The 24148-nt window shown below is 41.3% G+C and carries 27 protein-coding genes; all 27 read right to left on the bottom strand.

Features of this window, described 5'->3' with window-relative positions; translation table 11 throughout:
- Positions 1-6 precede the first annotated feature (6 nt).
- On the bottom strand, positions 7-369 hold the full coding sequence (locus tag NOM01_RS03010; RefSeq protein ID WP_255746271.1) for a response regulator: 363 nt from the start codon (positions 367-369) through the stop codon (positions 7-9).
- Between the two features lie 102 nt (positions 370-471).
- Positions 472-1659: a flagellar motor switch phosphatase FliY gene (gene fliY, locus NOM01_RS03005; RefSeq protein WP_255746268.1), complete on the bottom strand. Its 1188-nt coding sequence runs from the start codon at positions 1657-1659 to the stop codon at positions 472-474.
- Entirely contained in the window at positions 1652-2650 is a 999-nt protein-coding gene (gene fliM / locus NOM01_RS03000; RefSeq protein WP_255746266.1) for a flagellar motor switch protein FliM, read from the bottom strand. Before fliM ends, fliY begins: the two co-directional genes overlap by 8 nt.
- A gap of 29 nt (positions 2651-2679) precedes the next feature.
- Positions 2680-3114, bottom strand: a complete 435-nt coding sequence (gene fliL / locus NOM01_RS02995; protein ID WP_255746265.1) for a flagellar basal body-associated protein FliL — start codon at positions 3112-3114, stop codon at positions 2680-2682.
- A complete protein-coding gene (locus NOM01_RS02990) occupies positions 3093-3371 on the bottom strand; it encodes a flagellar FlbD family protein (protein ID WP_370645908.1) in 279 nt (92 codons plus the stop codon). Before NOM01_RS02990 ends, fliL begins: the two co-directional genes overlap by 22 nt.
- Before the next feature lie 16 nt (positions 3372-3387).
- Positions 3388-4170, bottom strand: coding sequence for a flagellar hook-basal body complex protein (locus tag NOM01_RS02985; protein ID WP_255746263.1), 783 nt, complete (start codon positions 4168-4170; stop codon positions 3388-3390).
- Positions 4171-4244: 74 nt separating this feature from the next.
- Positions 4245-4631 carry a TIGR02530 family flagellar biosynthesis protein gene (locus NOM01_RS02980; RefSeq protein ID WP_255746261.1) on the bottom strand — a complete coding sequence of 129 codons (387 nt, stop codon included), beginning with the start codon at positions 4629-4631 and terminating at the stop codon, positions 4245-4247.
- 1 nt (position 4632) lies between these two features.
- Positions 4633-5097, bottom strand: a complete 465-nt coding sequence (locus tag NOM01_RS02975; protein ID WP_255746260.1) for a flagellar hook capping FlgD N-terminal domain-containing protein — start codon at positions 5095-5097, stop codon at positions 4633-4635.
- 1 nt (position 5098) lies between these two features.
- Positions 5099-6487, bottom strand: a complete 1389-nt coding sequence (locus NOM01_RS02970) for a flagellar hook-length control protein FliK (RefSeq protein ID WP_255746259.1) — start codon at positions 6485-6487, stop codon at positions 5099-5101.
- A gap of 31 nt (positions 6488-6518) precedes the next feature.
- A complete protein-coding gene (locus NOM01_RS02965; protein ID WP_255746258.1) occupies positions 6519-7139 on the bottom strand; it encodes a MotE family protein in 621 nt (206 codons plus the stop codon).
- Positions 7140-7153: 14 nt separating this feature from the next.
- Positions 7154-7591 carry a flagellar export protein FliJ gene (fliJ, locus tag NOM01_RS02960; RefSeq protein ID WP_255746257.1) on the bottom strand — a complete coding sequence of 146 codons (438 nt, stop codon included), beginning with the start codon at positions 7589-7591 and terminating at the stop codon, positions 7154-7156.
- Entirely contained in the window at positions 7581-8909 is a 1329-nt protein-coding gene (fliI, locus tag NOM01_RS02955) for a flagellar protein export ATPase FliI (RefSeq protein ID WP_255746256.1), read from the bottom strand. Before fliI ends, fliJ begins: the two co-directional genes overlap by 11 nt.
- Positions 8909-9667 (bottom strand): flagellar assembly protein FliH, encoded by a 759-nt coding sequence (fliH, locus tag NOM01_RS02950; RefSeq protein WP_255746254.1) that lies wholly within the window; start codon positions 9665-9667, stop codon positions 8909-8911. The genes fliI and fliH overlap by 1 nt, the downstream gene beginning before the upstream one ends.
- Positions 9660-10676 carry a flagellar motor switch protein FliG gene (gene fliG, locus NOM01_RS02945; protein ID WP_255746252.1) on the bottom strand — a complete coding sequence of 339 codons (1017 nt, stop codon included), beginning with the start codon at positions 10674-10676 and terminating at the stop codon, positions 9660-9662. Before fliG ends, fliH begins: the two co-directional genes overlap by 8 nt.
- 16 nt (positions 10677-10692) lie before the next feature.
- Entirely contained in the window at positions 10693-12285 is a 1593-nt protein-coding gene (gene fliF, locus NOM01_RS02940) for a flagellar basal-body MS-ring/collar protein FliF (RefSeq protein WP_255746250.1), read from the bottom strand.
- Positions 12286-12336: 51 nt separating this feature from the next.
- Positions 12337-12639 (bottom strand): flagellar hook-basal body complex protein FliE, encoded by a 303-nt coding sequence (gene fliE, locus NOM01_RS02935; protein ID WP_255746248.1) that lies wholly within the window; start codon positions 12637-12639, stop codon positions 12337-12339.
- A gap of 10 nt (positions 12640-12649) precedes the next feature.
- Positions 12650-13096, bottom strand: coding sequence for a flagellar basal body rod protein FlgC (gene flgC, locus NOM01_RS02930; protein WP_255746246.1), 447 nt, complete (start codon positions 13094-13096; stop codon positions 12650-12652).
- 4 nt (positions 13097-13100) lie between these two features.
- Complete coding sequence (gene flgB, locus NOM01_RS02925; RefSeq protein WP_255746244.1) at positions 13101-13478, bottom strand: flagellar basal body rod protein FlgB; 378 nt, start codon at positions 13476-13478, stop codon at positions 13101-13103.
- Positions 13479-13844: 366 nt separating this feature from the next.
- Complete coding sequence (gene codY, locus NOM01_RS02920) at positions 13845-14621, bottom strand: GTP-sensing pleiotropic transcriptional regulator CodY (protein ID WP_255746242.1); 777 nt, start codon at positions 14619-14621, stop codon at positions 13845-13847.
- Positions 14622-15086: 465 nt separating this feature from the next.
- Entirely contained in the window at positions 15087-16394 is a 1308-nt protein-coding gene (gene trmFO, locus NOM01_RS02915) for an FADH(2)-oxidizing methylenetetrahydrofolate--tRNA-(uracil(54)-C(5))-methyltransferase TrmFO (protein ID WP_255746240.1), read from the bottom strand.
- A gap of 33 nt (positions 16395-16427) precedes the next feature.
- On the bottom strand, positions 16428-18512 hold the full coding sequence (gene topA / locus NOM01_RS02910) for a type I DNA topoisomerase (protein WP_255746239.1): 2085 nt from the start codon (positions 18510-18512) through the stop codon (positions 16428-16430).
- A gap of 234 nt (positions 18513-18746) precedes the next feature.
- The gene (dprA, locus tag NOM01_RS02905; RefSeq protein WP_255746237.1) at positions 18747-19622 is read right to left on the bottom strand and encodes a DNA-processing protein DprA; all 876 of its coding nucleotides are present in this window, start codon (positions 19620-19622) and stop codon (positions 18747-18749) included.
- Between the two features lie 239 nt (positions 19623-19861).
- A complete protein-coding gene (locus NOM01_RS02900) occupies positions 19862-20143 on the bottom strand; it encodes an EscU/YscU/HrcU family type III secretion system export apparatus switch protein (RefSeq protein WP_255746235.1) in 282 nt (93 codons plus the stop codon).
- A 2-nt stretch (positions 20144-20145) separates the two neighbouring features.
- The gene (locus NOM01_RS02895) at positions 20146-21666 is read right to left on the bottom strand and encodes a hypothetical protein (protein WP_255746234.1); all 1521 of its coding nucleotides are present in this window, start codon (positions 21664-21666) and stop codon (positions 20146-20148) included.
- Positions 21667-21678: 12 nt separating this feature from the next.
- On the bottom strand, positions 21679-22452 hold the full coding sequence (locus NOM01_RS02890; protein ID WP_255746233.1) for a ribonuclease HII: 774 nt from the start codon (positions 22450-22452) through the stop codon (positions 21679-21681).
- Between the two features lie 70 nt (positions 22453-22522).
- Positions 22523-23395, bottom strand: coding sequence for a ribosome biogenesis GTPase YlqF (ylqF, locus tag NOM01_RS02885; RefSeq protein ID WP_255746232.1), 873 nt, complete (start codon positions 23393-23395; stop codon positions 22523-22525).
- Positions 23396-23742: 347 nt separating this feature from the next.
- Positions 23743-24084 carry a 50S ribosomal protein L19 gene (rplS, locus tag NOM01_RS02880; protein ID WP_255746231.1) on the bottom strand — a complete coding sequence of 114 codons (342 nt, stop codon included), beginning with the start codon at positions 24082-24084 and terminating at the stop codon, positions 23743-23745.
- Between the last annotated feature and the right edge of the window lie 64 nt (positions 24085-24148).

The following is a 24148-nucleotide window of genomic DNA, read 5'->3' as shown; positions in this document are numbered from 1 at the left end:
AGATACTCATCCAATCGCTTTCTTTATTGCCTCGATAACACGATCCGGTTGAAATGGTTTCACAATAAAATCCTTTGCCCCGGCCTGAATTGCATCAATGACCATGGACTGTTGTCCCATGGCGGAGCACATAATCACTTTGCAATTGGGATCAACACTCTTAATTTTCTTCAATGCATTAATTCCGTCCATTTCAGGCATCGTTATGTCAAGTGTTACTAAATCAGGTTTATATTCCTCATATTTTGCTACCGCTTCGTTACCGTTTGCGCCTTCACCGCAAACCTCATAACCATTCTTTGTCAAGATATCTTTCAACATCATTCTCATAAAAGCAGCATCATCAACAACAAGTATGCGTCCTGCCACGTCAATCCCTCCAGTTACATTCATATGAAATATAGTATATCTGACAGTGCATAAAAGCGAAACTATCAGGAGAAAAACCAATCAACTCTTGTAAATAGAGATTCATAGATTTTTCAAGCGATCACTTTGATCAAGAATCTCCGTAATACGAATGCCGAAGTTCTCATCAACAACAACAACTTCGCCTTTTGCGATATATTTTTGATTAACCAGAATATCAATAGCTTCACCCGCGAGTTTATCCAGTTCAATGATTGATCCCGGGCCAAGCTCCAATACCTCTTTAATCGTTTTTTTTGTGTGTCCGAGTTCAACACTGACATCAAGTGGTATGTCCATAAGCAAATTCATGTTTCTCGGCATTACTTGATCCTGGGAAGGAGCTTGCTCTTCAAAATCAGAAAACTGTACAGGCCGAACATCTTCTTTAGGTACTGCATGCTCATTAACATTTTGGTAAGCCGCAGCTTCCGGGGTCATTGTTGCGGCCGCTTCATCATGTGCCGTACCATGCAAAGTGTTCTGCGTTCCGCTTGTTTTTTGTTCCTGCACTGCTGTTTCCGATGACTCCGATGTATTCTGCCCACCGGTCTCTGCAACTAACAAATTCACAAGCTGTTTACCAAAGTTTATCGGAATCAACTGCATAATGTGTGAGTCAACTAGATCGCCGATTTTCAACTGAAATGAAATTTCAAACATAGTCTCATCTTTTGGAAGATAGTCAATCCCCTGCTTTGCTTTCACATCCATAAGAGTCAGCTTTGGTGGCGATATATCGATCCGACGATTAAAAACAGTCGACATTGCAGTCGATGATGAGCCCATCATCTGATTCATTGCTTCCTGCACCGCACTCATTTCCATATCACTGATTTGATCAGTGATATTGGTTCCATCTCCACCCATCATTAAATTAGCAATAACGCTTGCGTCATGTGTTTTAATGACAAGCATGCATGAACCTTGAAAACCTTCCGTATAATTAACAAGAACAGAAACATGAGGGACCGGAAACTCCTCCGAAAGGTTATTTCGATTAACTAAATGTACTTCTGGTGTCGTAATTTCGACTTTCTTATTTAAAATAGTGGATAATGCCGTTGCTGCGCTGCCAAATGAGATGTTTCCAATCTCACCAAGTACATCTTCATCTAAATCGGACATATCATCTTCTATTTTTCCATTTTGTTGTTCTGGCTGACCATCTACGGATGATCCTGAATTTGATTCCGCTTGTTTTCCAAGAAGGGCATCAATTTCTTCTTGTGAAAGTTGTCCGTCACTCATCGACGTCATCCTCCTCTGTTAATTTTTTTATTATTTGGACAGCAATTCGCTTCTCGCGTTTACCTGCTTGGGCGGTAAACTTCGGGAGGCCGCCGACCTCAACAATCATCGGCTGTTCCAAATGCTGATCCAATTTGATGACGTCCCCGATATTCAAGTTCAATAGCTCATTTACCGTTATTTGCGATTGACCAAGATTAGCAGTCACATTAACATACGAATGTTCAACACTTTTTTTCAGTGCATGGTACTCTTCAGTTGTCGCATCGTTTTTCTTCTCGCTCATCCAATAGTGCATCGATAATTTTGGAATGATCGGCTCTAACACCACATGAGGCAAACAGAGATTAATCATACCGCTTGATTTCCCAATCATTGCTGACAGCGAAATGACAATAACTGTTTCGTTTGGTGATACGAGCTGAAGAAATTGCGGATTCGTCTCAAGTTCAACAAGAAAGGGATTAATATCATGTTCGACAGAAGTCCAGGCTTCTTTTAGAGCAGGAAGACTGCCTTCAAACAATCCTTTCATTAAATCCGTTTCAATCTCAGTCAAATTCTCAATCTTGTTCATGCTCTCACCACTGCCGCCAAGCAGCCGGTCAAGCATCGCATAGGCAATGTTCGGGTTCACCTCAATAATTAAGTGTCCTTCTAGCGGTGGTGCTTCGATAATATTCAAGACTGTCGCTGACGGTATTGAACGAATAAATTCCTCATACGGCAATTGATCAACCGATGCAACGGATATTTGAACATAGGTTCTCAATTGTGCGGAAAAAAAGGAAGTGAGCAGCCGTGCATAATTTTCATGAATACGTGTCAAACTCCGAATCTGGTCCTTCGAAAAGCGAAGCGCACGTTTAAAATCGTAAACGCGAACTTTTGATTTTTTTTCTTCATCCTTTAATTCTTCTGCATTCATTTCTCCTGTTGAGAGTGCGGAAAGCAATGCGTCTATCTCAGATTGTGAAAGTATATCGGCCATTTTTTCACCACCTCCGCCTTTGCCTAGGATTATTGCACAATCTTTTCTGTTGTGTATACATGTGTCACGGTACCGTTCTTTAGGAAACCATTAATTCTCTTCTTTACCAAATCTTCTAGATTTGCTATACCTTTCTGATCCTGCAAATCATCCGGAGTCATTCCGGATACCGTATAAATGACTGCATTTTTTACTTGAAAAGACCTTTTTTCAAGTTCTTCTTTCGTATCTTTACTTGAAACTTGAATGTTAAAATCGAGTTTAATAAAGTGATCGCCTTTTATGTTCGTCGTGATTTCACCGGTTGCAACGGTTAGATTTTTCACAATTTCATCTATATCCGGATCTTTCTCCGTCTCACCATTATGACTCATATTCGACATAATGAAAAAGGCTGCAACCGTTCCGATGATCACGAGAACCATAAAGATAAAAAGTATGTTCATTCCTCGGCTTTTGAACATTTAAGCACACCTTCTTCCGCAGACAAGCCCGACACTAGTGAAATTTGCTTAAGAAACTGAATCATAATCCTGCTGACTTCTTCCGGAGATTCTCTAACAATAAGCTTCTTCCCATTGGTCAAAGTAATGGTCGTATCCGGAAGTGATTCCACTTGCTCAATTAAAAAAGGATTAAGCATAAACGATTGGTTGTTAAAATGAGTTAACTGAATCATTCTCGTAACAAAATGTGCCGGGCACAAAAAAGCCCAGCGCATCATCTCCTTCATTTATTTATCGTTTCAATTGCACTAATTCTTGAAGAATTTGATCGGCAGTCGTTATGGTGCGCGCATTAGCCTGGTACGCACGCTGCGCTTCAATGAGAGCCGTCATTTCATCCGTCAAATCAACATTAGAGCCTTCAAGAGCATTTTGCTGGATTTTTGTGGATGATCCAAGTCCATTATCAGCAGTCACTAGCGTTGCATTACCAGATCCTGTTGTTTGTTGATACAATGAATTACCTGCTTTTTCCAAACCGGCTGGATTCGAAAATACATATAGATTTATATTTCCCAAGTTTGCAGCGGCACCGTTATCTGTTCGAACACCGGTAATATGCCCGGAGTCATTTACGGTAAAAGAAGACACGTCTGCAAATGAGTCAACAGCGCCAGTAATAGAAAGCGTCATGCCTTGCGAATTGACAAGTCCATTACCCTCAGAATTGAGTTTAAAATCGCCTGCTCTTGTATAGTAAGTATTATTGCCGTCTGTTACTTGAAAATAGCCTTCACCATTGATAGCAAGGTCATATGGATTCCCCGTTGAATTTACGGTCCCTCCGGTCAGGATATTATCAATTGAGCTGGACTCTGAACCAAGTCCGACCTGGATGGCGTTTTTATTTTGAGTTGCCCCTTGCAGATTCGAACTGAACACATCTTCAAAATTAATGCGTCCTTTTTTGAATCCTGTCGTACTGACGTTTGCAATATTGTTGCCTACAACGTCAAGATACGTTTGAAAATTCTTAAGCCCCGTCACACCTGTTCCTAATGATCTTAATAACATAATGAATTCCTCCCTTTTTTTGACTGCTTCAGTCAGTCGGCAGTCTCAGCTCTCCTTAAAAAGGTCCAGCTGTCTTATTGGTTAATGACAATCGTTCCGTTAATGTTCGAAAAAATTCGAGTGTTTGCTTCATCAAGTCCCATTGCTGTAATAACAGTCTGATTTGATGTATTGACAACTAATGCCGCATCTTTTGTCAGAACAAGTGAATCATTGATGCCCATTTTTCTTGCTTCCTGCATTTTAGAATGGATGAGCTGCCATTCAGTCGTTGAAATATGAATATTGCGTAAATCCATCCGTTCACGCGCATGCTTTGACAATTTTACGGGCAATCGTTCACATTCGGTTTCAAGGCTTTTCGAGAACGTTTGATTTTGTTTTGTATCCGTTTTTGATTGTGTATGAACAGACGTTGAAAGCGGAAGCGGACTGTAGGTAAAAGTATTTACTTTAGTCACCTTAAACGCCTTCTCCTACATTGCTGATTTCCGATATCGAATCCGGATCAACTTGATCCCCATCGCTTGTCAGGTAGGAAACTGAGCCGTCTTTTAAGGTCACGGCTTGTACAATTCCACTTAATGAATCAGTCACCGGATTTCCGTCGCTGTCCGTAGTTGTTTCGTTCCAGCTAATTTGTTTGCCAATCATCGATGCTTGTTCAGATAATGCTTGATTCGATTGCGTTGCTACCAGCTTGTCAATCGCATCACTCATATTCTGTGTCTGTTCAAGTGTCGTGAATTCCGCCATCTGTGACACAAATTGCGACGTATCCATAGGTGACGTCGGATCTTGATTGGTTAACTGCGCAATCAAAAGCTTTAAAAAAGAATTTTTATCAAGAGCACTATTGACACTCGATGTTGACGATTGGGTACTCGTTGTTGCTGTTGTCCCGTTTACTGTCGTACCAGTACTCATTTCAAATCCCTCCTCCCATCATGTAATCAAGAAATAAATGATCATTCTGATCCGCTTCCATGTCTGTATGATTTCTTTGTTTATGCTGTTCCTGATTTTCCCCTTGAGAATCATCATGTTGCTGGGATGAGTCATGTTGCTGCCCTTGGTTTGAGGCATTCTCAGCGGAAGTTTGATAGAGCTGCCGATTTACATCAATTTGTGCCAAATTGATTCCTCGACCGGCACAATCATGCTTCAGCTGTCCCAGACCGCTCTCAAGCAGTTCTTTCGTTTTCTGCGTTTCAGCAGTTAATTGCGCTGTCAGGCCCTGCTCACCACGACTGACAGAAATAACCAGTTTACCAAGATGTTCAGGATACAAAGTGACTGTATAGGACTGCATGCCATTTTTTTCGAGCTTGAACGATGATTTTCCGAGCCATTCACTGAGATGATCCGCGACTTGATCATGAACAGATTTTTCGTTTTCCACACTTTTTCCTGACTGGAAAGCAGTCCACAGCTCTAACTTGCTCATTTGTCCTGAAGCAGCGCGATGGTGTTCTAATCGGCTTTGATTTCTTGAATGATCCGCCTGTCCTTGTTCATCATTTGCATTGACTTTTTTCAATGAGATTTGATTATTTTCATTGGAAGATTCTTTTTTTTGACTGTTCAATGACCCGTGTTGACTACCGTTCAAAATCTTTCCATCTTTCACATGATCTTTTAACTGACTGTTTTGTTGCTGTGAATGCTGTTTTGTTGCAATTAAAGCAGCTGTTTCAACATTCTGTTGATGGTTGCCTTGCATGCTGTGTTGCTGTTTATCTGTAACAAAGGAATGATTCACAATTTGTTGTTCAGCATTCGCATGGTTCTGATCACTTTTGCTTAACTGAGCATCACCGATAGAGTTTGTCTTTACCTGCTGTTGTTTTAGATCTGCAGACTCGGGTATTAATAATACATTGCTCTTTATGCTTGAAGGATGAGTCGGATCCGACGGATGAGTCGAACTCGTTACATGTACTCCTTGAAGGTCATCATTCTTGTGAATGGAGCCAAATTTTTTAGTCACATTTTCCTTAGCTAACCCATGCACAGCTGTTTTCTGCTCCAAACTTTTTTTCTTAGCAGGTACAGATTTCAATAATAAGTTATCTTTTTGCGTATTTTTTGCTGCTGAAGCTGTTTCAGATGATTGAGATTTATCTTTTTCAAGCTGCGCACGTGAAGAATCAGATTGAGCCGCCTTACCACTGATTTCAGCAATCCCGGCTTGCTGAAAAAGATGCATGATTGAAAGAAAGGAATGCTCCGCGTTTTTAGAATTTTTTTTCTTTCTTTTTACGGTAGACAATGCCTCTGATTTTTCAGCTTTGATATCGATCACATTCGCATTCATAGTTTCACCTCCTTTCAAAGAGTTCTAATTTTTATGGTGTCGTACTTGTAGTCGCTGCTGCCGACGATGAAGAATCTGTACTGGTTGTGTTTGCTTTTAATAACGGTGTCAGTGCAGCGGCTTTTGTTACGTCCATATTTTCAAGTATCGCAGCCTTCGTTTTGTCATCAAGGAGATTAATATATTCAGCGGCTTGTTTGACCGACAGCTTATTAAAAATAGCTGCAGCTTTTGCCGGATCCATGGACTTGTACGTCTGAGCATACACTGCCTGACGCGCTAAGGACGCCTGACTTTTTGTTTGTTTATTTGTTGCATTTGCCTCGCTTTGCGCCTGTTTTAATTGATTTTTCAGCTCTGCAATTTGATCCGTCAATTTATTTTTGTCACTTTGCAATTTCTTAATGGTTGATCGCTGAGCAGTATTATCCGTTTTTAACTGTGCAGTTTGTGAAGCGTCCGCAGATGTCGTTTGCTGAACGGCATTGTTGTTATTACGAAAAATCAAATTTTTGGCTTCATCGACTGGATTAAGGCCGGATAATTTTAAGAATAAGGCCGCAAGCAGCAATAAAAAAATGATAGGAACTAGAATTGCTGAAACTACTTTTATTAATTTCAGTCCAAAACTCGTATGTTTCGTTTCTTCCATTCTTCAGTACCTCCTCACCGACTTACCGTACGTTGACTTGCAATTTCATCCATCTGTTTCATTTCTGCCTTTTGCATCAACCGCCGATAAATCATTTGCTGCTTTTCCTTCATCTTTTCATATTTTTTTACTTCCATTGCTTTCTCCTGTAATCTTGTTTGAAAGTCTTCTAATCTGACTTTTGCTCTTATGTATCGTTTATTTGTAACATCAATAAGGGAATCCATCGTGTTAACATCCGTTATTCCCATCTTCATCTGATCGATTGTAATCGCCTGACTCATTTGCTTCTGAAGATCCGTTTGTGCTTTTTCCTTAAGGTCCATTAACTCAATTAATTTTCGAGCTAGACGTTCGAAATCGTCAAACAGTCGTTTATATTGAGCTTCAAGATTTTGCTTTTCACTCTCTGCCAGCTTCATCACACGTTCAAAGCGATACTCAAATGCCATTGGTGCTCATCTCCTGCCCGAAATCATGAAACAATTGGTTGACTGAATCTTTGAGCGTCACACGAACCTTCTCTGATTGACGTAAATAGTCCAGCACCTTCTGATGAAAGTGAATGGCTTCATCAATCGCTGAAGAACTGCCCTGCTTATATGCTCCAATATTAATAAGGTCTTCTGATTCAGTATACTGAGAAAGCAGCGTTCGAAATTTTTGTGCTGCCTGCAAATGTTCTTGTGAACAGATCTCGTTCATGACACGGCTGACACTTTTTAATAGATTGACAGCCGGATATTGCCCCTTTTGTGCGAGCGCACGATCGAGTACAATATGCCCGTCCAAAATACCGCGTGCTGTATCAGAGATAGGTTCATCAAGATCGTCCCCATCAACTAAGACCGTATAGAATGCAGTAATTGTTCCATTTGCATTGGTACCTGCCCGTTCTAATAATTTTGGAAGCAAAGCAAACACCGATGGCGGATATCCTTTTGTCGTAGGCGGTTCACCGATTGCAAGACCGATTTCACGCTGGCTCATGGCAACACGAGTCAGGGAATCCATCATGAGCAGAACGTCTTTCCCTTTTGCACGAAAATATTCGGCAATTGCCGTTGCGACAAAGGCACCTTTGATTCTCATTAATGCAGGTTGATCACTGGTCGCAACAATGACAATGGAATGCTTCATACCCTCCGGTCCAAGATCCTTTTCAAGAAATTCTCGCACCTCTCTTCCCCGTTCACCAATCAAAGCAATAACATTCAAGTCAGCTGATGTGTTTCTGGCAATCATCCCCATCAACGTGCTTTTCCCAACACCGCTCCCGGCGAAAATGCCAACGCGCTGCCCTTTCCCAACCGTAAGCAAACCATTGATTGATCGAATACCCAATTCGATCGGTGTCGTAATACGTGGCCGCGTCATTGGGTCAGGCGGTTCTTGATTCGTCGGTACACTATCAACCGGTTTTGAGAATGTCATGCCAGAGACCGGTCGTCCCAAGCTGTCGCAAACCTGTCCGAGGAGTTCTTCATTCACTTTTACTTCAAGAGGTTTGTCCGTTGCTTCTACCAAACAGCCAGGTGCGATCTGAGCGACCGATGTATACGGCATCAATAAAATGTTTTCATCTTTGAATCCAACAACCTCTGCCATTATTTTTCTTCGACCTGACTGGATATGTATTAAACAAACATCACCAACTGATGCTGAGGGCCCTTTGGATTCAATCAGCAGCCCAACAACCCGATTGATTTTCCCATATCGCCGATAGCTGTCAATGGTTGCGAGCTCGTCAATCAGATGGTCTACATTCATCAGCCTTTCTCCTCCATCAATTCAGCAAGTTTTTCTTTAATAACCTGAAGCTGACTATCAACACTGGCATCAATTTTTCCGAAAGAGGTTTCAATCGTGCATGCATCATCTGAAAAGTCGCTGTCAGCATAGACGTACACTTTTGCATCTTGCACGATCTTATCGAATTCCCATCTATTTTGATTGAGATGATCAAAATGTTTCGGGGAAACGGTTATTTTTATTGTTTCTTGCTCTCGGACTTCTCGAACCGCTTTAGCAACTAGAGCAAACCATTTGTCTTCATCAAGAGCCACTGAAGTACCGATTATTTTTTCAGCAACAGCAATTGACAATTTCAAAATTTCAGGTTGAGCTTCTTTTATGGATTCATTAAAAAAATTTTTTGCTTGATCAACAAATTGGTTGCCCTGATCCACAAGTGAAGCGAATTGTTCTTTTGCCGCTTTTGTTCCATTGCTGAACCCGACTGCGTAGCCTTCTTTCAGTTTCTGCTCATACGCTTCTGCTTGGCTGCGCTTTGCTGATTCTTCATCCTGAGCAATCTGCTGTCTAATTTTATCTGCCTTTGATTCTGCCTCTTTAATCAAACGATTGGCTTCTCGCTTTGTCTCATCAATCTTTTCACTCAGTGTTTTTTCAATTGCGTCTTGATCCATTTCGGCATTTAATGAATCTAAGTGAGGATCGATGACAGCAGAAATATGAACGACTTTTGCTTTTCCCTCAGAGCGAGCCTGTTTGATCAAATTAGACAATCACGTCATCCCCCTTGCCACGAGCGATCACAATCTCTCCAGCATCTTCAAGCTTACGAATTGTGTTGACAATTTTGGTTTGCGCTTCTTCAACATCATGCAGTCTAACTGGGCCCATATATTCCATTTCTTCTTTGAAGCTGGCAGCCATTCGTTCAGACATATTTTTAAACAGCAAATCTTTAACTTCGTCGCTGGCTGTTCGCATCGCAAGAATCAAATCCTCATTCTCACTTTCGCGAATGACACGCTGAATGGCACGATCATCTAACACAACAATATCTTCAAAGACGAACATACGCTTTTTAATTTCTTCTGCCAGATCCGGATCATGAGTCTCCAATTTTTCCAATATATTGCGTTCAGTTGTCCGATCAACTCCGTTTAAAACACTGACAATCGAGGAAATTCCTCCTGTCTGAGTATAATCTTCATTTACTGACGAGTTAGAGATCTTCTTCTCGAGAATCCGCTCAACTTGTGTAATCGTCTCCGGCGATGTACGATCCATTTGCGCAATTCTCCGAGCAACATTTGCTTGCTGTTCAACAGATAAGGCAGATAAAACTGCGCCTGCCTGGTCAGGATCTAAATAAGAAAGAACAAGCGCAATAGTTTGCGGATGTTCGTTTTGGATAAAATTTAATATTTGCTGCGGATCACTTTTACGCATAAAGTCAAAGGGTTTGACTTGCAGTGTCGAGGTCAGTCTTTGAATGACCTTGTTTGCCTCATCAGAACCAAGTGCCTTCTCTAAAATTTGTTTTGCGTAACCGATGCCGCCTTGAGATATGTATTCTTGTGCAAGAGCGGTCTGGAAAAATTCGTCGATCACTTGTGCTTTGGTGTCTGCATCTATTTTTCGTGCATTAGAAATTTCTAATGTCATATCTTCAATTTCTTGTTCCGTGAACTGCTTAAAAATAGTGGCAGAGACATCCGTTCCCAGCGCAATCATCAGAATAGCCGCTTTTTGTTTTCCGGTTAATTTTGTTTTTCGTTCAGGCATAACGGCCAACTCTCCTTTATTTGTCCTCAGCCATCCAGCTTCTAAGCAGTTTGACAAATTGATCTGGTTTCTGTCTTGCCATCTTTTCAAGCTCGTTGTACTTCTTCTTTTCCGGATTTTCCTTGTTCAACATCGCTTCATAATCTTCCTGTTGAGGTATATCCTGTACAACAGTCTGATCAACAGCTGCATCCTCAGTCATTCTTCTCCGGCGCATTACGAGCCAAAGGATAAGACCGACAACTAACGCCAGAACAATTCCTCCGATGACATAGAACCAATTTAATCCACTGTTTTGTGTTTGTGTTGCAGCTTTTCCATTAAACCGGCCAACAGTGACCGATGTCTTTTGAGTGATTTGATTATTAGATAGTTCCTGACCCTGCGAATCTGAGACAGACGTTTTTATAATCGAATTAAGGATGGAGCGGACATCATTAATCCTCTGAGCTGACAAAGAATTATTGTTGCCGGCTGTCGGAGGCTCGATCATAACCTGAATACCGAGATCCGTAACCTTATAAGGACTATTGACCACGTCACGATGTATTTTATTAAATACATTATTTACTCGATCTTCGACTTTCTGATAGCTTCCATTCCCGCTCTCACCATTTTGATACGTCGGCACATCATTCGTACCTGTTCCTGCTTGCCCTTCAGCGCCTTGACCGGTATAGGTCTCCGTAATGTGTTCCGTACTGGTCTGAAGGCCTTCCATTGTCTGTTGATTTACAGGTTCAACAAGATCCTGTTTTTCCTTTGACTGGGTAAAATCAACGTTGGCAGTAACATTTACCATCACTTTGCCTTCGCCCATCATCATCGTCAACATCTGTGTCACTCGTCGCTGTACATTGCTTTCAACATCGCGAATGATTGACTGCTGTTGATCGTATGTTGATGTAACCGATCCGCTGGATGTATTATTTTTTAGATCATAATAGTTGAAATATTGATCCATTATGACGATATTATCAGTAGGCAGGTTAGGAACACTCTTCGAAACCAGATGGTACAACCCATTTACCTGATCCGAACTTAGCTGACTCCCTGTTGCAAGGTTCAATACTATTGATGCTGATGCCTTGCTTTCATTGTTCTGATCACTTACCCAAACATCATTTTGCGGCAGCGTAATCATAACCTTTGCGGATTTAACACCTTTTGTATTAGATATTAAATTAGCCAGTTCCGTTTGCATCGCAGCGCGCTGAACAACGTCAAATTGCTTATCTGTCATTCCAAAACCCGCATTCTGACTAAAGAACGAGTAGTCGATCTGTCCCGTTTTAGGAAGACCTTCTGAAGCGAGATCAACCTTGAGCTGATCGACCTGATCCTTCGGAACACTGATCGTCGTTCCACCGTCCGAAAGCTTGTAAGGAATCTTCTTACTATCAAGAGTATCCGTAATTTGACCTGCTTCGCTCTCTGAAAGATCGCTGTACAATGGTGTGTAATGTTTTATATTAGTTAAAAGCAACAGTACAATAATCGCAAATATGATTGCTGAAGTGCCGCCAATGATCCAAATCTTGTTTTTTCTCGGCAATTCGATCCAAAAATTTCTTAATCGATGAATCCATGCCGACAATCGTTCTTTCATGTCTTCTTCCTCCGTTCATCTTCGCGCCGGATGCTTGAATACCAGTATCAATCAAACCTGCATTCTCATGATTTCTTGGTATGCTTCGATCACTCGATCGCGAACCTGTACGGTTGTCTTAAGCATGACATCAGCCTTCTGCATGGCAATCATTACATTATGTAAATCAACATCGGTACTTCCATTCGCCAAATCGGTAACCATTTGATTGGCAGACTGCTGCGACGCGTTCACTGAGCCGAGCGCATTTTCAAGCGCTCCTGCAAATCCTTGCTGGGCTTGAGCAGCTGTCTGCTTCCCGGACGATGCTGCAGTATCCGCTGTTGAATTGATACTGATAGGTGTAATGTTCACTGTCTAAAACCTACCTTCCTATATCTAACGCATGCGTAAGCATGTTTTTATTCGCATTCATCACTGTAACTCCGGCTTCATAAGAACGATTAGCATCCATTAAGTCGACCATTTCTTTAAGTGGATCAACATTGGGTTCTTGTACATAGCCGTTTTGATCAGCATCAGGATTTTCCGGATCATATTTAACTGGGTAAGCAGTAGGATCTTCGCTGACCGACGAAACTTCAACACCACCCGCCGAACTTCCAAGAGAAGATTGCAGCATAGAGTTGAAGGTATTGGATCCTATCGTTTTTAAGTTCACTACTTTCCTCGTATAAGGCTGCCACTTTCCATCGACATAGCGTCCACGTGTTGTATCCTGATTAGCAATATTTGCAGAAACAACATCCATACGAAACCGCTGTGCTGTAAGACCTGAGGCAGAAATATCAAGGCCGCTGAACATTCCCATATTTTCAAGAGCCTCCTAATACAATATTAAATTTTTTAAATTGGTCGCTGGCAGCTTGGCTAAGCGTCTGATAAAGCAATTGATTTTGAGCCAATTCAGACATCTCATGATCAAGATCAACATTATTACCATTATTTTGAACTGATCCATAATTGTCAGTCACCGTTCTGTATCCTGAGTCTTCGGAGGATGAGAAATCGATCTGCGACTCATCGGTGCGATTTGCTTTTAGCTTAGTCTGCAATACATCGTTAAAAGTAACTTTTTGTGCTTTGTAATTAGGCGTATCAACGTTAGCGATATTTTGTGCAATTGCATTCTGCTCCGCCATTGATCCGTTCAATGCCCGTTCAATTGCGTTCAGTGGAGTGACTGAAAACATCGTTCAATATCCTCCTTATTTCAATATAGCCTAGATCAGTTAGAGTACCTATGTCTATTTTATCAACTTTTTGACCATTGTCTACGTGAATGTATACGATTCGACTTTATTCAACCTTTATTTCAGGATCGATAATAGTCATATAGTCTTATATATTTCACTATTATATTTCATGTTTATTAATAAACACTTAATGTAAGCGTAATTATTATTCTTTTGCAATCAAAAAACAGGCCATGAGCACTATATTGTATTCATGACGACTACATGTGAAAAAAATGTCACAAAAAAGGACTTATGGTCACAAAGTCCAGTGACCATAAGTCCCATTGCTTTACCTAATAATTCATTTCAAATCTTGAAAACTTATTCTCCCTTGATGCGATTTAACTCATAAAGAAATTTATCGTTAAGTACTTTAATGTAAGTACCTTTCATTCCGAGAGAACGTGATTCAATAACTCCTGCACTTTCCAATTTTCTCAGCGCATTGACAATAACCGAACGTGTGATACCGACGCGATCAGCAATTTTGCTGGCAACCAGCAATCCTTCTTTGCCGTCCAATTCTTCAAAAATATGTTCAATAGCTTCAAGTTCACTATAAGACAACGAGCCAATTGCCATTTGAACAATAGCTTTTTCACGAGCTTCTTCTTCTACTTCATCTGTTTTTTCTCTCAAAATTTCCATACCGACAACCGTTGCCCCGTATTCTGCAAGTATCAGATCTTCATCTGTGAACGTTTCGTTAAGTCGAGAAAGGATCAAGGTGCCGAGTCTTTCTCCTCCACCCACAATCGGCACAACCGTTGTCAATCCACTTTCAAACAGATCTTTGTTTTCATCAGGGAACACACTAAATTCACTGTTGACATCCAAGTTCGGGGATGTTTGTGCTACCATAAAAAGATTTTGTGTATATGTGTCTGGAAGCTGCCTGCTTTCAAACATCTTTTGCATGCGTTCATTCTCAAATTCAAGTTTCAATGAAAGTCCGAGTATTTTACCACGACGACTTACCACAAATGTATTTGTTTGAATGACGTCACGTAGTGTTTGTGCCATTTCATTAAAATCGACCTGTGTTTTTGTTCCTTGAAGCAGTTGATTAATTTTTCTTGTTTTTTCTAATAGAGTCATCATTATTCCTCCTAGGTAACGTAGATTCTGGTTTATTAATAAACTGGTTGAGATTATGGCTTGTACAATGATCAGAGATTCTATTGTTCACAATTTCGGCAAGACATAGTATAAAAAAGCAGTCGATTGCTTCGAACGGGCACCATAAAACAATTTTCCCAAAATTGTATGTAACCTTCTCGTACCAATGTTATCTAATATTGCTTGGACACTTAAAAAGTCGTGTCAGTCATTTGCAGTTTCGTCAGAATATTAAATCTTTATACACATTCATAAAATAAAGCCGCAATACGATTGACCAGCATCGTATTGAGCCTTCTCAATGTTTATCGGTAAAACAATAATGATGTGCTTAACTATTTGTAAATCAAACATCAGAACGATTGTTTTCATTCATTGTTTCATGAATGCTGACAATTCCTGCCTATTCATGTTAGCACAAGGCTTTTGAATTAGCAATAATATTTACAATTTTATAATAACATTCCGGATTGATTCCAAAGCTCTTGACGCATAATGTTCCGCTCGTTGCTTTTTGTCTTTAACTCGTTCAGCAAGTGGCGGTAGAAGACCAAAATTGGCGTTCATCGGTTGAAAATTTTTTGCGTTTGTACTTGTAATATAATGAGCCATACTACCGATTACTGTTTCATCTGGGAATATTACCGGTTCCTTTCCTAAATAAAGCTTAGCTGCATTTATTCCGGCGATCAACCCCGATGCAGCAGACTCAACATACCCCTCAACACCGGTCATCTGCCCAGCAAAAAACAGATCATGTCTCGCTTTTGTTTGATAAGTAGGCTCGAGCAGCAATGGTGAATTCAAAAAGGTATTGCGATGCATCACTCCATAACGAATGATCTCTGCATGTTCCAATCCAGGAATCATTTGGAATACTCTTTTCTGCTCTCCCCATTTTAAATGGGTTTGGAAGCCTACAATATTGAAAAGCGAACCCGCTGTATTGTCTTGGCGAAGCTGCACCACAGCATACGGTCTTTTTCCGGTGCGCGGATCTTCAAGTCCAACCGGTTTTAATGGCCCGAACAATAGTGTCTTTGCACCTTGGCGCGCCATTATTTCAATCGGCATACAGCCGCTAAAATATTTTTCTTTTTCAAATTCCTTCAGTGGAGCAGTCTCTGCCGTCGTCAATGCATGAAAAAAGGCATCAAATTCATCCTTCTCCATCGGACAATTCAAGTAAGCGGCATCGCCTTTGTCATATCGAGACTTCAAATATACTTTTTCACGGTCAATCGTTTCTTCCGAAATGATTGGAGCAGCTGCATCATAGAAATAAAAATACTCTTCACCCGTTAACTGTTTAAGGCTTGCTGACAATTTATCGGATGTCAGCGGGCCGGTTGCAATAATCGTGAGTCCCTCAGGAATTGTCGCGGCCTCTTCTCCCACAACAGTAACATTTGGCATTTCTTTAAGCGTCTTTGTTATAATTCCTGAAAAATCGTGTCGATCAACTGCAAGCGCACCTCCTGCAGGAACGGATGCAGTATCCGCAGCTTTCATGACTAATGAATCCAGATGACGCATCTCTTCCTTCAAAATTCCAACGGCATTAGTCAAGCTGTTGGAACGAAGCGAGTTGGTGCACACCAGTTCTGCAAATTGGTCTGTATGATGCGCAGCCGTTTGTTTTTTTGGGCGCATCTCATACAAATTTACTTCTATCCCGCGTTTAGCAATTTGCCAGGCTGCTTCGCTACCAGCAAGTCCTGCCCCAATGACATTTATCGCCTGTCTCGCCATTACTTTTCCTCATTTCTTTCATTCAATAACGTTTTATTGTGTCACTTCTTTATAATCGCATTTCGGACATTCAACTGTTTTGCCGTTCTTTGATTTCTTCTCTACAAGATAAGAATTGCACTTCGGACATTGACGTTGAATAGGCTTATCCCAAGATACAAAGTCACACTCAGGATACCGATCACAGCCATAGAAGACACGACGTTTCTTGCTGCGCCGCTCAACGACCTCTCCTTTACCGCATTTTGGACATGGTACGCCAGTCTTTTTTAAGATTGGCTTTGTGTTGCGGCATTCAGGAAAATTGGAGCAAGCCAGAAATTTGCCGAATCTTCCCATCTTATACACCATTTCATGACCGCATTTTTCACATTTTATACCTGCTGGTTCATCCTTAATTGATACAGATTCCATTTCCTTTTCCGCTGTAGACAGTCGCTTCGAAAAATCCTGATAGAAATGATCGATTAAAGTGATCCAATTTCTCTTTCCTTCTTCAACTTCATCCAAATCAGTTTCCATTTGTGCAGTAAAGTCAATATTAATTATTTCCGGAAAGAATTCAACAATCAGTTTCAGAACCACTTCACCGAGTTCGGTTGGTATGAAACGTTTCGCATCCATGGTGACATAGTTGCGTCGTTGAATTGTATCAATTGTCGGCGCATAGGTTGAAGGACGCCCGATGCCGATTTCCTCCATCGATTTCACAAGTGTTGCTTCAGTGTACCGTGGCGGCGGCTGCGTAAAGTGCTGCTTCGGATCCGTTTGATCTTGAATTGCGGTCATTCCATTCTCAAGATCGGGCAGATAATTTTCTTTCGACCCCGCATCTGCCTTCTTTTGATCGTCGCTTCCTTCAATATAAACTTTCATAAAACCTTGAAACTTAATTTTTGAACCAGATGCGCGAAATACAACTGAATTCTGCTCCAGATCTGCACGCACCGTGTCGAGTACTGCCGGAGCCATTTGGCTCGCGACAAATCGTTCCCAAATAAGTTTATAGAGTTTATATTGATCACGGCTCAAATAGTCTTTAATTTCTTTAGGTTGCCGCAATACAGATGTCGGTCGAACACCTTCATGGGCATCTTGTGTTGTTTCTGATTTTTTTGCCTTTTGCGGATGGTTATTGTAATAATTTTCGCCATAATTTTCAACAATAAAGTCCTTAGCTTCTGCTCGGGCAACATCCGAAATTCGTGTTGAGTCCGTTCTCATATAAGTAATTAATCCAGTACTTCCGTGCTTACCCAGTGCTATTCCTTCATAAAGCTGCTGCGCAATCATCATTGTTTTTCTTGCCCTGAAATTCAGTTTTCGTGCAGCTTCCTGTTGCAGTGAGGACGTAATAAACGGAACGACAGGATATCTCAGACGCTCTTTCTTTTGTACATTTTTTACGTCAAAACGATCACTGCTGAGTTTTTCAAGTACTGCCTTAACATCTGCCTCATTCTTAAGCGCTTGCTTTTTTCCGCCAACTCCATAAAATGCAGCTTCAAAGCTTGCATCATCAACGTGAAATTTACTGCTGATTGTCCAATATTCCTCAGGAGTGAACGCTTTTATTTCTTTTTCACGTTCAATAATCATCCGAAGTGCAACTGACTGAACCCTGCCGGCACTTAATCCCTTTTTAACTTTTTTCCATAAGAGCGGACTAATGTTGTAACCGACAAGCCGATCAAGAACACGTCTTGCTTGTTGTGCATCGACTAAATCCATATTGATTTTTCTTGGCGTCTTGAACGCTTCTTTTATCGCTGGTTTCGTAATTTCATTAAATACGACTCGACAAGCCGAGTGATCATCGATATCAAGGCTATGGGCCAAATGCCAAGCAATTGCCTCCCCTTCACGATCGGGGTCAGCTGCGAGATATACTTTTTTTGCCTTTTTGGCCGCGCTCTTTAATTCTTTCAAAACGGGACCTTTTCCTCGAATTGTAATATAACGAGGTTTAAATTCATCTTCAACATCAATACCCATCTGACTTTTAGGCAGATCACGAACATGCCCCATTGATGCTTTAACTTCAAATTTAGGACCAAGATAACGTTTTATTGTTTTTGCTTTAGCGGGAGATTCCACAATGACCAAATAATCATTCATGTTGTTTTCTCCCCCTTTCTGTGAATATTCAAATCTTCACTAATCTTAATGATTGATTAGAGCTTTGTCAAACTTAATCAATATAATTTCCGAAAAATGATTTGCTTTTTTGGGGTGTTTCCTCTCATAAAAACGAATTATTTTTTTGTCTGTGTATAAAATTCGCATTCATTAATGCGTTTTTCTAGATGTGAATGCCGTGCTTGTATCCACATCAAGTCATAAGTACGTTCATTATTGAACCAAATTTAATTCCTGAACAATGTCCTGCCAATCACACACCAGTTTCGCGCCTTGTTGTATGAGACGATTTGTCCCGCTGCTTGTACCCTTTAAAATTGAGCCGGGGATTGCGAACACCTCGCGTCCTTGTTCTAACGCCTGATCCGCAGTGATCAATGATCCGCTTCTTTCCTTCGCTTCAACAACCAGCGTTCCCAAGGTCATACCGCTGATGATTCGATTTCGTTCTGGAAAACGCCATCGTTCAGGCAGAGCTGAAGGCGGATATTCACTTATAACCAGCTGTGCTTGGCACAATTGCTGATACAGCCCATGATGTTGATGGGGATAGGGGCACTGCAATCCGGATCCTAGGACGGCAATCGTTCGTCCGCCCAATGCAAGCCGGTGGGCCATGCCGTCGATACCCATTGCCATGCCGCTGACGATCGTCCAACCATGCTGATTCAAAGGTTCAATAATTTGTTTCGTAATCCTGCCAGCTTCACTGCTCGGATGTCTCGTGCCCACAACGCTTAACAATTTCTTTTCATTCAAAAGTGAGAGGTTGCCCTTTCCGTAGATTAAGTAAGGAAGATCGTACACATTTTTTAGTAAACGGGGATAATGCGGATGATAAAAAGGGATCGGCGTGATCTGTTCATCTTGATATAACTCTACTAGGTTCCTTGGGTTTATCGCATGGCGATCCTCAATAAAAAGCCTTGCCTTAGCTGAGGAGAGCCGAAACAATGATTGCAGCTCGTTCAGAGAATAAGCGTGTATCCTATTCAGATCCGGATCTATCCGAATCATTTGCCATACCGTTCTTCTTCCAATGCCTCGGCAATGATTGAGCAGTACTAATTTAAGTGTGAGAGGATCCATCGGCGCACCTTCTTCAGCATATTTAATTGAGTAGTTAGGATAGGATAAGCATCTTAGGTAATGGAATAAAAGATAAAAGAAGGGAGGTTACATTTCTAGCCATCATGTTCGTTTAAAGCGAATGAGGTATGAGTGTTTCACAAATAAATGATAATAATGGTTAGGTTTCAAAAACAGTAAAAAATAATTTCATTATAACTGAGCCATCTAAAAAGATATTGCAATAAAGCTGAGCTTTCTTATGAGTTTTTTTTACCTGCCTGCTCATCAATAGTATAGATAAATGCAAAAATTTCTGCAACAGTTTGATAGAGTTCCTGAGGAATCATTTGGTTTAGGTCAAGTTTACCCAGCATTGAGACCAGTGCCGGATCTTCTTGAATGGGTATATCATGCAGCTTTGCCTGGTCAATAATACGCTGTGCAATTTCCCCTTCGCCTTTTGCTGAAACACGAGGGGCTTGATCAGAACCACTGACATATGTTAAAGCAACTGCTTTTTTTCTTTGCTCAGAAGTCATGATTACACTTTCACATCCATCCTGTAATTTGTTTGGGTAAGCGGGTCCGTGACTTTTTTCATTAGATGAGGATCAATCTTCTCCGTTTGCGTAAGCGAGAGCAACTGATAGCCCGCTTTCGATAGCTGATCCCTCAATGCAGGCTCTCCGGAAGCAAGCAGAGAACGCAGATCGGCCTCACCGTTCTGCACATTTAAGGTCACAGAACGATTTTGCACATGGATGGTCACTAACGTCTCCTTTAAATGAGTCAAATCAAGCCAAAGGACAATTGTACAGGAATCCGGATCGATCGCCCCTTTTCTATCTCGCTTTCCTTCCCAGTATACAGAAACATTGGTGAAATCTCTTTTATATGGAATGGGGATCTGCAGTGAAAATTGAGCAACAAATGGGTCAGCAGACACCATCTGCAACTGTTCACCTGTAATTTTCTGAACAATTTCTTGTGCTGCCTTTCTCAATGCATAAGGAGCATCCTGATCCTGAATAACGGCAAGCAAGTGCCCTTTTAACGTTTCCGGTTGTTGTCTTTCTGCACTTGAATCGTTTGTCATCCATTCACTGATTTGGAATTCATAATCAAATCCTAATTGTTTTAAAACATCAAACAGAAGATTTTTATTGTCCGACGACCCGACTAATTGATCAGTCAAATTCGGAATCTGTTCGAGCGCAAAACTACGGAATGCACTAATAAACGTCTTAATGGGTTGGTTTATTTTCAATTCCTTCATTAAATGAGTCATATCATTTAGCGCCATCGGACTTGCCATAAATTCTTTAACTGCTTTTTGAGCAGCATTAGAATGAAGAGATGTCTGATCAGCCAAAAATGATGTGAGCAGTTTATCTCCTTTGTTATCTCCAATCTCATGATAAAGTTGAGCAAAACGATTTCCGTCTTTCAGTATTGAAAAACTACTTAGTGCATTTTTCAATTGGTCTACGGAAGCAGTTTGAACACCTGAACGCTGAATCTCTTTGGACATTGCATCAAGTTTTGAACTGATCGATTCGGAATCTTGCAACCCTTTTGCAATGTTAAATAATGATTCATCCAACGGAATCTGTCGGTTCATCATCCATCGAATCGTTTGCATATCTCCAGTAAAATTGCCGCTCATTTTTAACAATGCTTTTGCTTGAAGGACTGACTCACGCGTGAGCGGATCACCACGATCAAGAAAAGTTTGAACAATTTGTCTTGTTAATGAGTCTTCTTTTAATTGAAGCGTATTAAAGACATCGTCGATCATATTGGATGAACGATTTGCCTGTTGTCGTTCAATAAGTTTTGCAATAAGCGGACTCGTACCTTGCTTAATCTGAAATAAATAATCTTGACCTACTTTCAATGGTGGATCAGCAGAAGCAACTTTAGCAACGACTTGCTTTGCACCAAGGCGAACAAGAGCAGTACGATCCGGGAGCAAATCCAGGACCTTGCCCCGCAAAATCTGTTCTGGTGCATAAGTACCGATCATTTGACTCTGATTGATCGCATAAGGTTGGAAGTTCACAGGATCACCTTCTCATGCATCTTCTAAGGGTTTTAGTGGCGCAAATGTCATGCGATGTTCCGGGCAGGTACCCAAGCGCTCGATTGCCCGCAAATGTGCCTGAGTTCCATAACCTTTGTGTTTGGCAAAATCATAGCCTGGGTACACCCGATCTAAATCACACATCAGCCGATCACGAGTCACTTTTGCCAGAATAGACGCAGCGGCAATTGAATTGCTGCGCGCGTCTCCTTTAATAAGGGAGGTTTGAGGCATATCAAGTGGTAGTTCCATTGCGTCAATCAACAGATGATCTGGAACCATCTCCATTTTTTCGACCGCAAGAACCATTGCTTTTTTAGCAGCTTGATAGATATTGATCTGATCAATTTCATGGGCCGAAACGATACCCACACCAAATGCAGCCGCTGACTCGCATATGCGGTTGTAAAGGTAATCCCGTTTTCCGGCCGATAATTGCTTGGAATCATTGATTCCGGGAATAATCGCATTCGACTTCAATACAACACATGCTGCAACAACAGGTCCTGCCAGTGGGCCTCTTCCTGCCTCATCAATGCCTGCGATACATTGCGCACCCTCGCTTTTGAGTTCATCTTCGAAGCGATTCATTTGATGATATTTAACGACAAGTTCTTGAAAATGGGCTTTCCGCTCTTCCCATTTACGAAGCAAGGATCGAACACCGATTCGCGTATCCGATTTAAGCTGCTGCATTTCTTGCTCAGACAGCTCAGTTGTTTCAGATAATCGCTCTTTAATTTCTGCAATTGTGGTTCGTTTCATCATCTATTTCCCCTGTTATTATCTATATCGGCAGAGTCCAATTTATTTTTACTTTCGCATTAAATTCAAATCATTGCGGCCATTCAAGAGTAAGCGGACCTAGTTTCTGACTACGATAATCACGAATAATGATTTCCGACACGCGATCATAATCAATGAATCCGCCGCTCATCAAGCAACCCCTCTTCTTGCCAATTTCATCAAAAAGACTGATCAGCATTTGTTGATCCTCTTCTGTTCCTTTTAACTCAGGGAGTTCCTCTATTTGATAGCGCTTAGTCAGCGAATTTCGGTAGTGCTGCAGCATGGTTTTTAATAGAAACAACGCGATTTCTTGAAAATCAAGCAATTCTTCTTTAATCGCTCCCGTTGCGGCAAGGCAAAGGCCGACACGCGGATCATCAAATTTCGGCCAAAGTATGCCTGGCGTATCCAACAATTCCATCGTTGTTCCGACTTTGATCCATTGTTGCGCTTTAGTTACTCCCGGACGATCACCGATTTTTGCAATTTTTTTTCCGGCCAAACGATTAATTAGCGTTGATTTGCCGACATTAGGAATACCTAAGATTAATGCGCGATCAGCATGAGGTCGAAAACCCTTACTCTCCAATTTTTTTCGTCGATCTGCAGTTAATTGATGAACAGCATCAGGTAATGTTGAGACCCCTTGTCCAGTTTGGCTGTTAACAAGATGGACTTTTACACCCTCGTTCTCAAATGTGTCTTTCCACTCTGCTGTTGCCTGACGATCTGCCATATCTATTTTATTCATGACAAGAAGCCTCGGCTTGCCGGATGATATTTCTTCAACAAGCGGGTTTCTTGACGATGCGGGAATTCTGCTGTCCACAAGCTCAATTACAACATCAATTTGCTTAATTTTCTCGATCATTTGGCGCTTTGCTTTCGCCATATGTCCCGGATACCATTGGATGGTCATAATTCCTGTCCCCTTCTTTTTCAATCTAAGAGTTGATTCACTTTATCTTGTTCGAACGTATTCAAAAAAACTTAGTCTTCTTTGTACTAGGGACCGCTAATCTCTTATTCTTTCTTTTTGTATTAGAAAACTTGGCTTCGCCAAGCCTCCGGAAAAGGCGAAGACTTAGTTGCGACGGCCATGGATGGCCTAGTGTCCGGTGAGCCGCAGGACGCGGCGTTTTGCCGGACCGCTTATACTATACTCCGCTGAATTTTAAACTTTCTTATAGTATAAAAAATCGGAGAGGCTTGGTCATCCCAAGCCCCTCCTCTTCATTGCTGTGTACATTCAATTTCCAATTATGATTATCTGCTCTTAATACGTGCTTTCTTACCACGCAGAGCACGCAGATAATAAAGTTTCGCGCGACGAACTTTACCGTAACGTACCACTTCGATCTTGTCGATCTTCGGCGAGTTAACCGGGAATGCACGTTCAACACCGACACCATAAGAAATCTTTCGTACCGTAAAGGTTGCACTGATACCGCTGCCGTGACGTTTAATCACAACACCTTCAAACACCTGAATACGTTCGTGTGTACCTTCAGTAATCTTCACGTGCACTTTCAACGTATCACCAGGTCTGAATTCCGGAATATCCGTTCGCAACTGTTCTTTAGTAATTTCATCAAGAATGTTAGACATAACAAAATGGCCTCCTTCCGTACAAATGCTCTTACCTTCCCGAAGAAAGCAGCGGAACATCGTA

Source organism: Sporolactobacillus sp. STSJ-5, from assembly GCF_024385605.1.
GTDB lineage: Bacteria > Bacillota > Bacilli > Bacillales > Sporolactobacillaceae > Sporolactobacillus.
The sequence above is the reverse complement of the archived record's forward strand: the minus strand, read 5'-3'. Positions and strand labels throughout refer to the sequence as shown.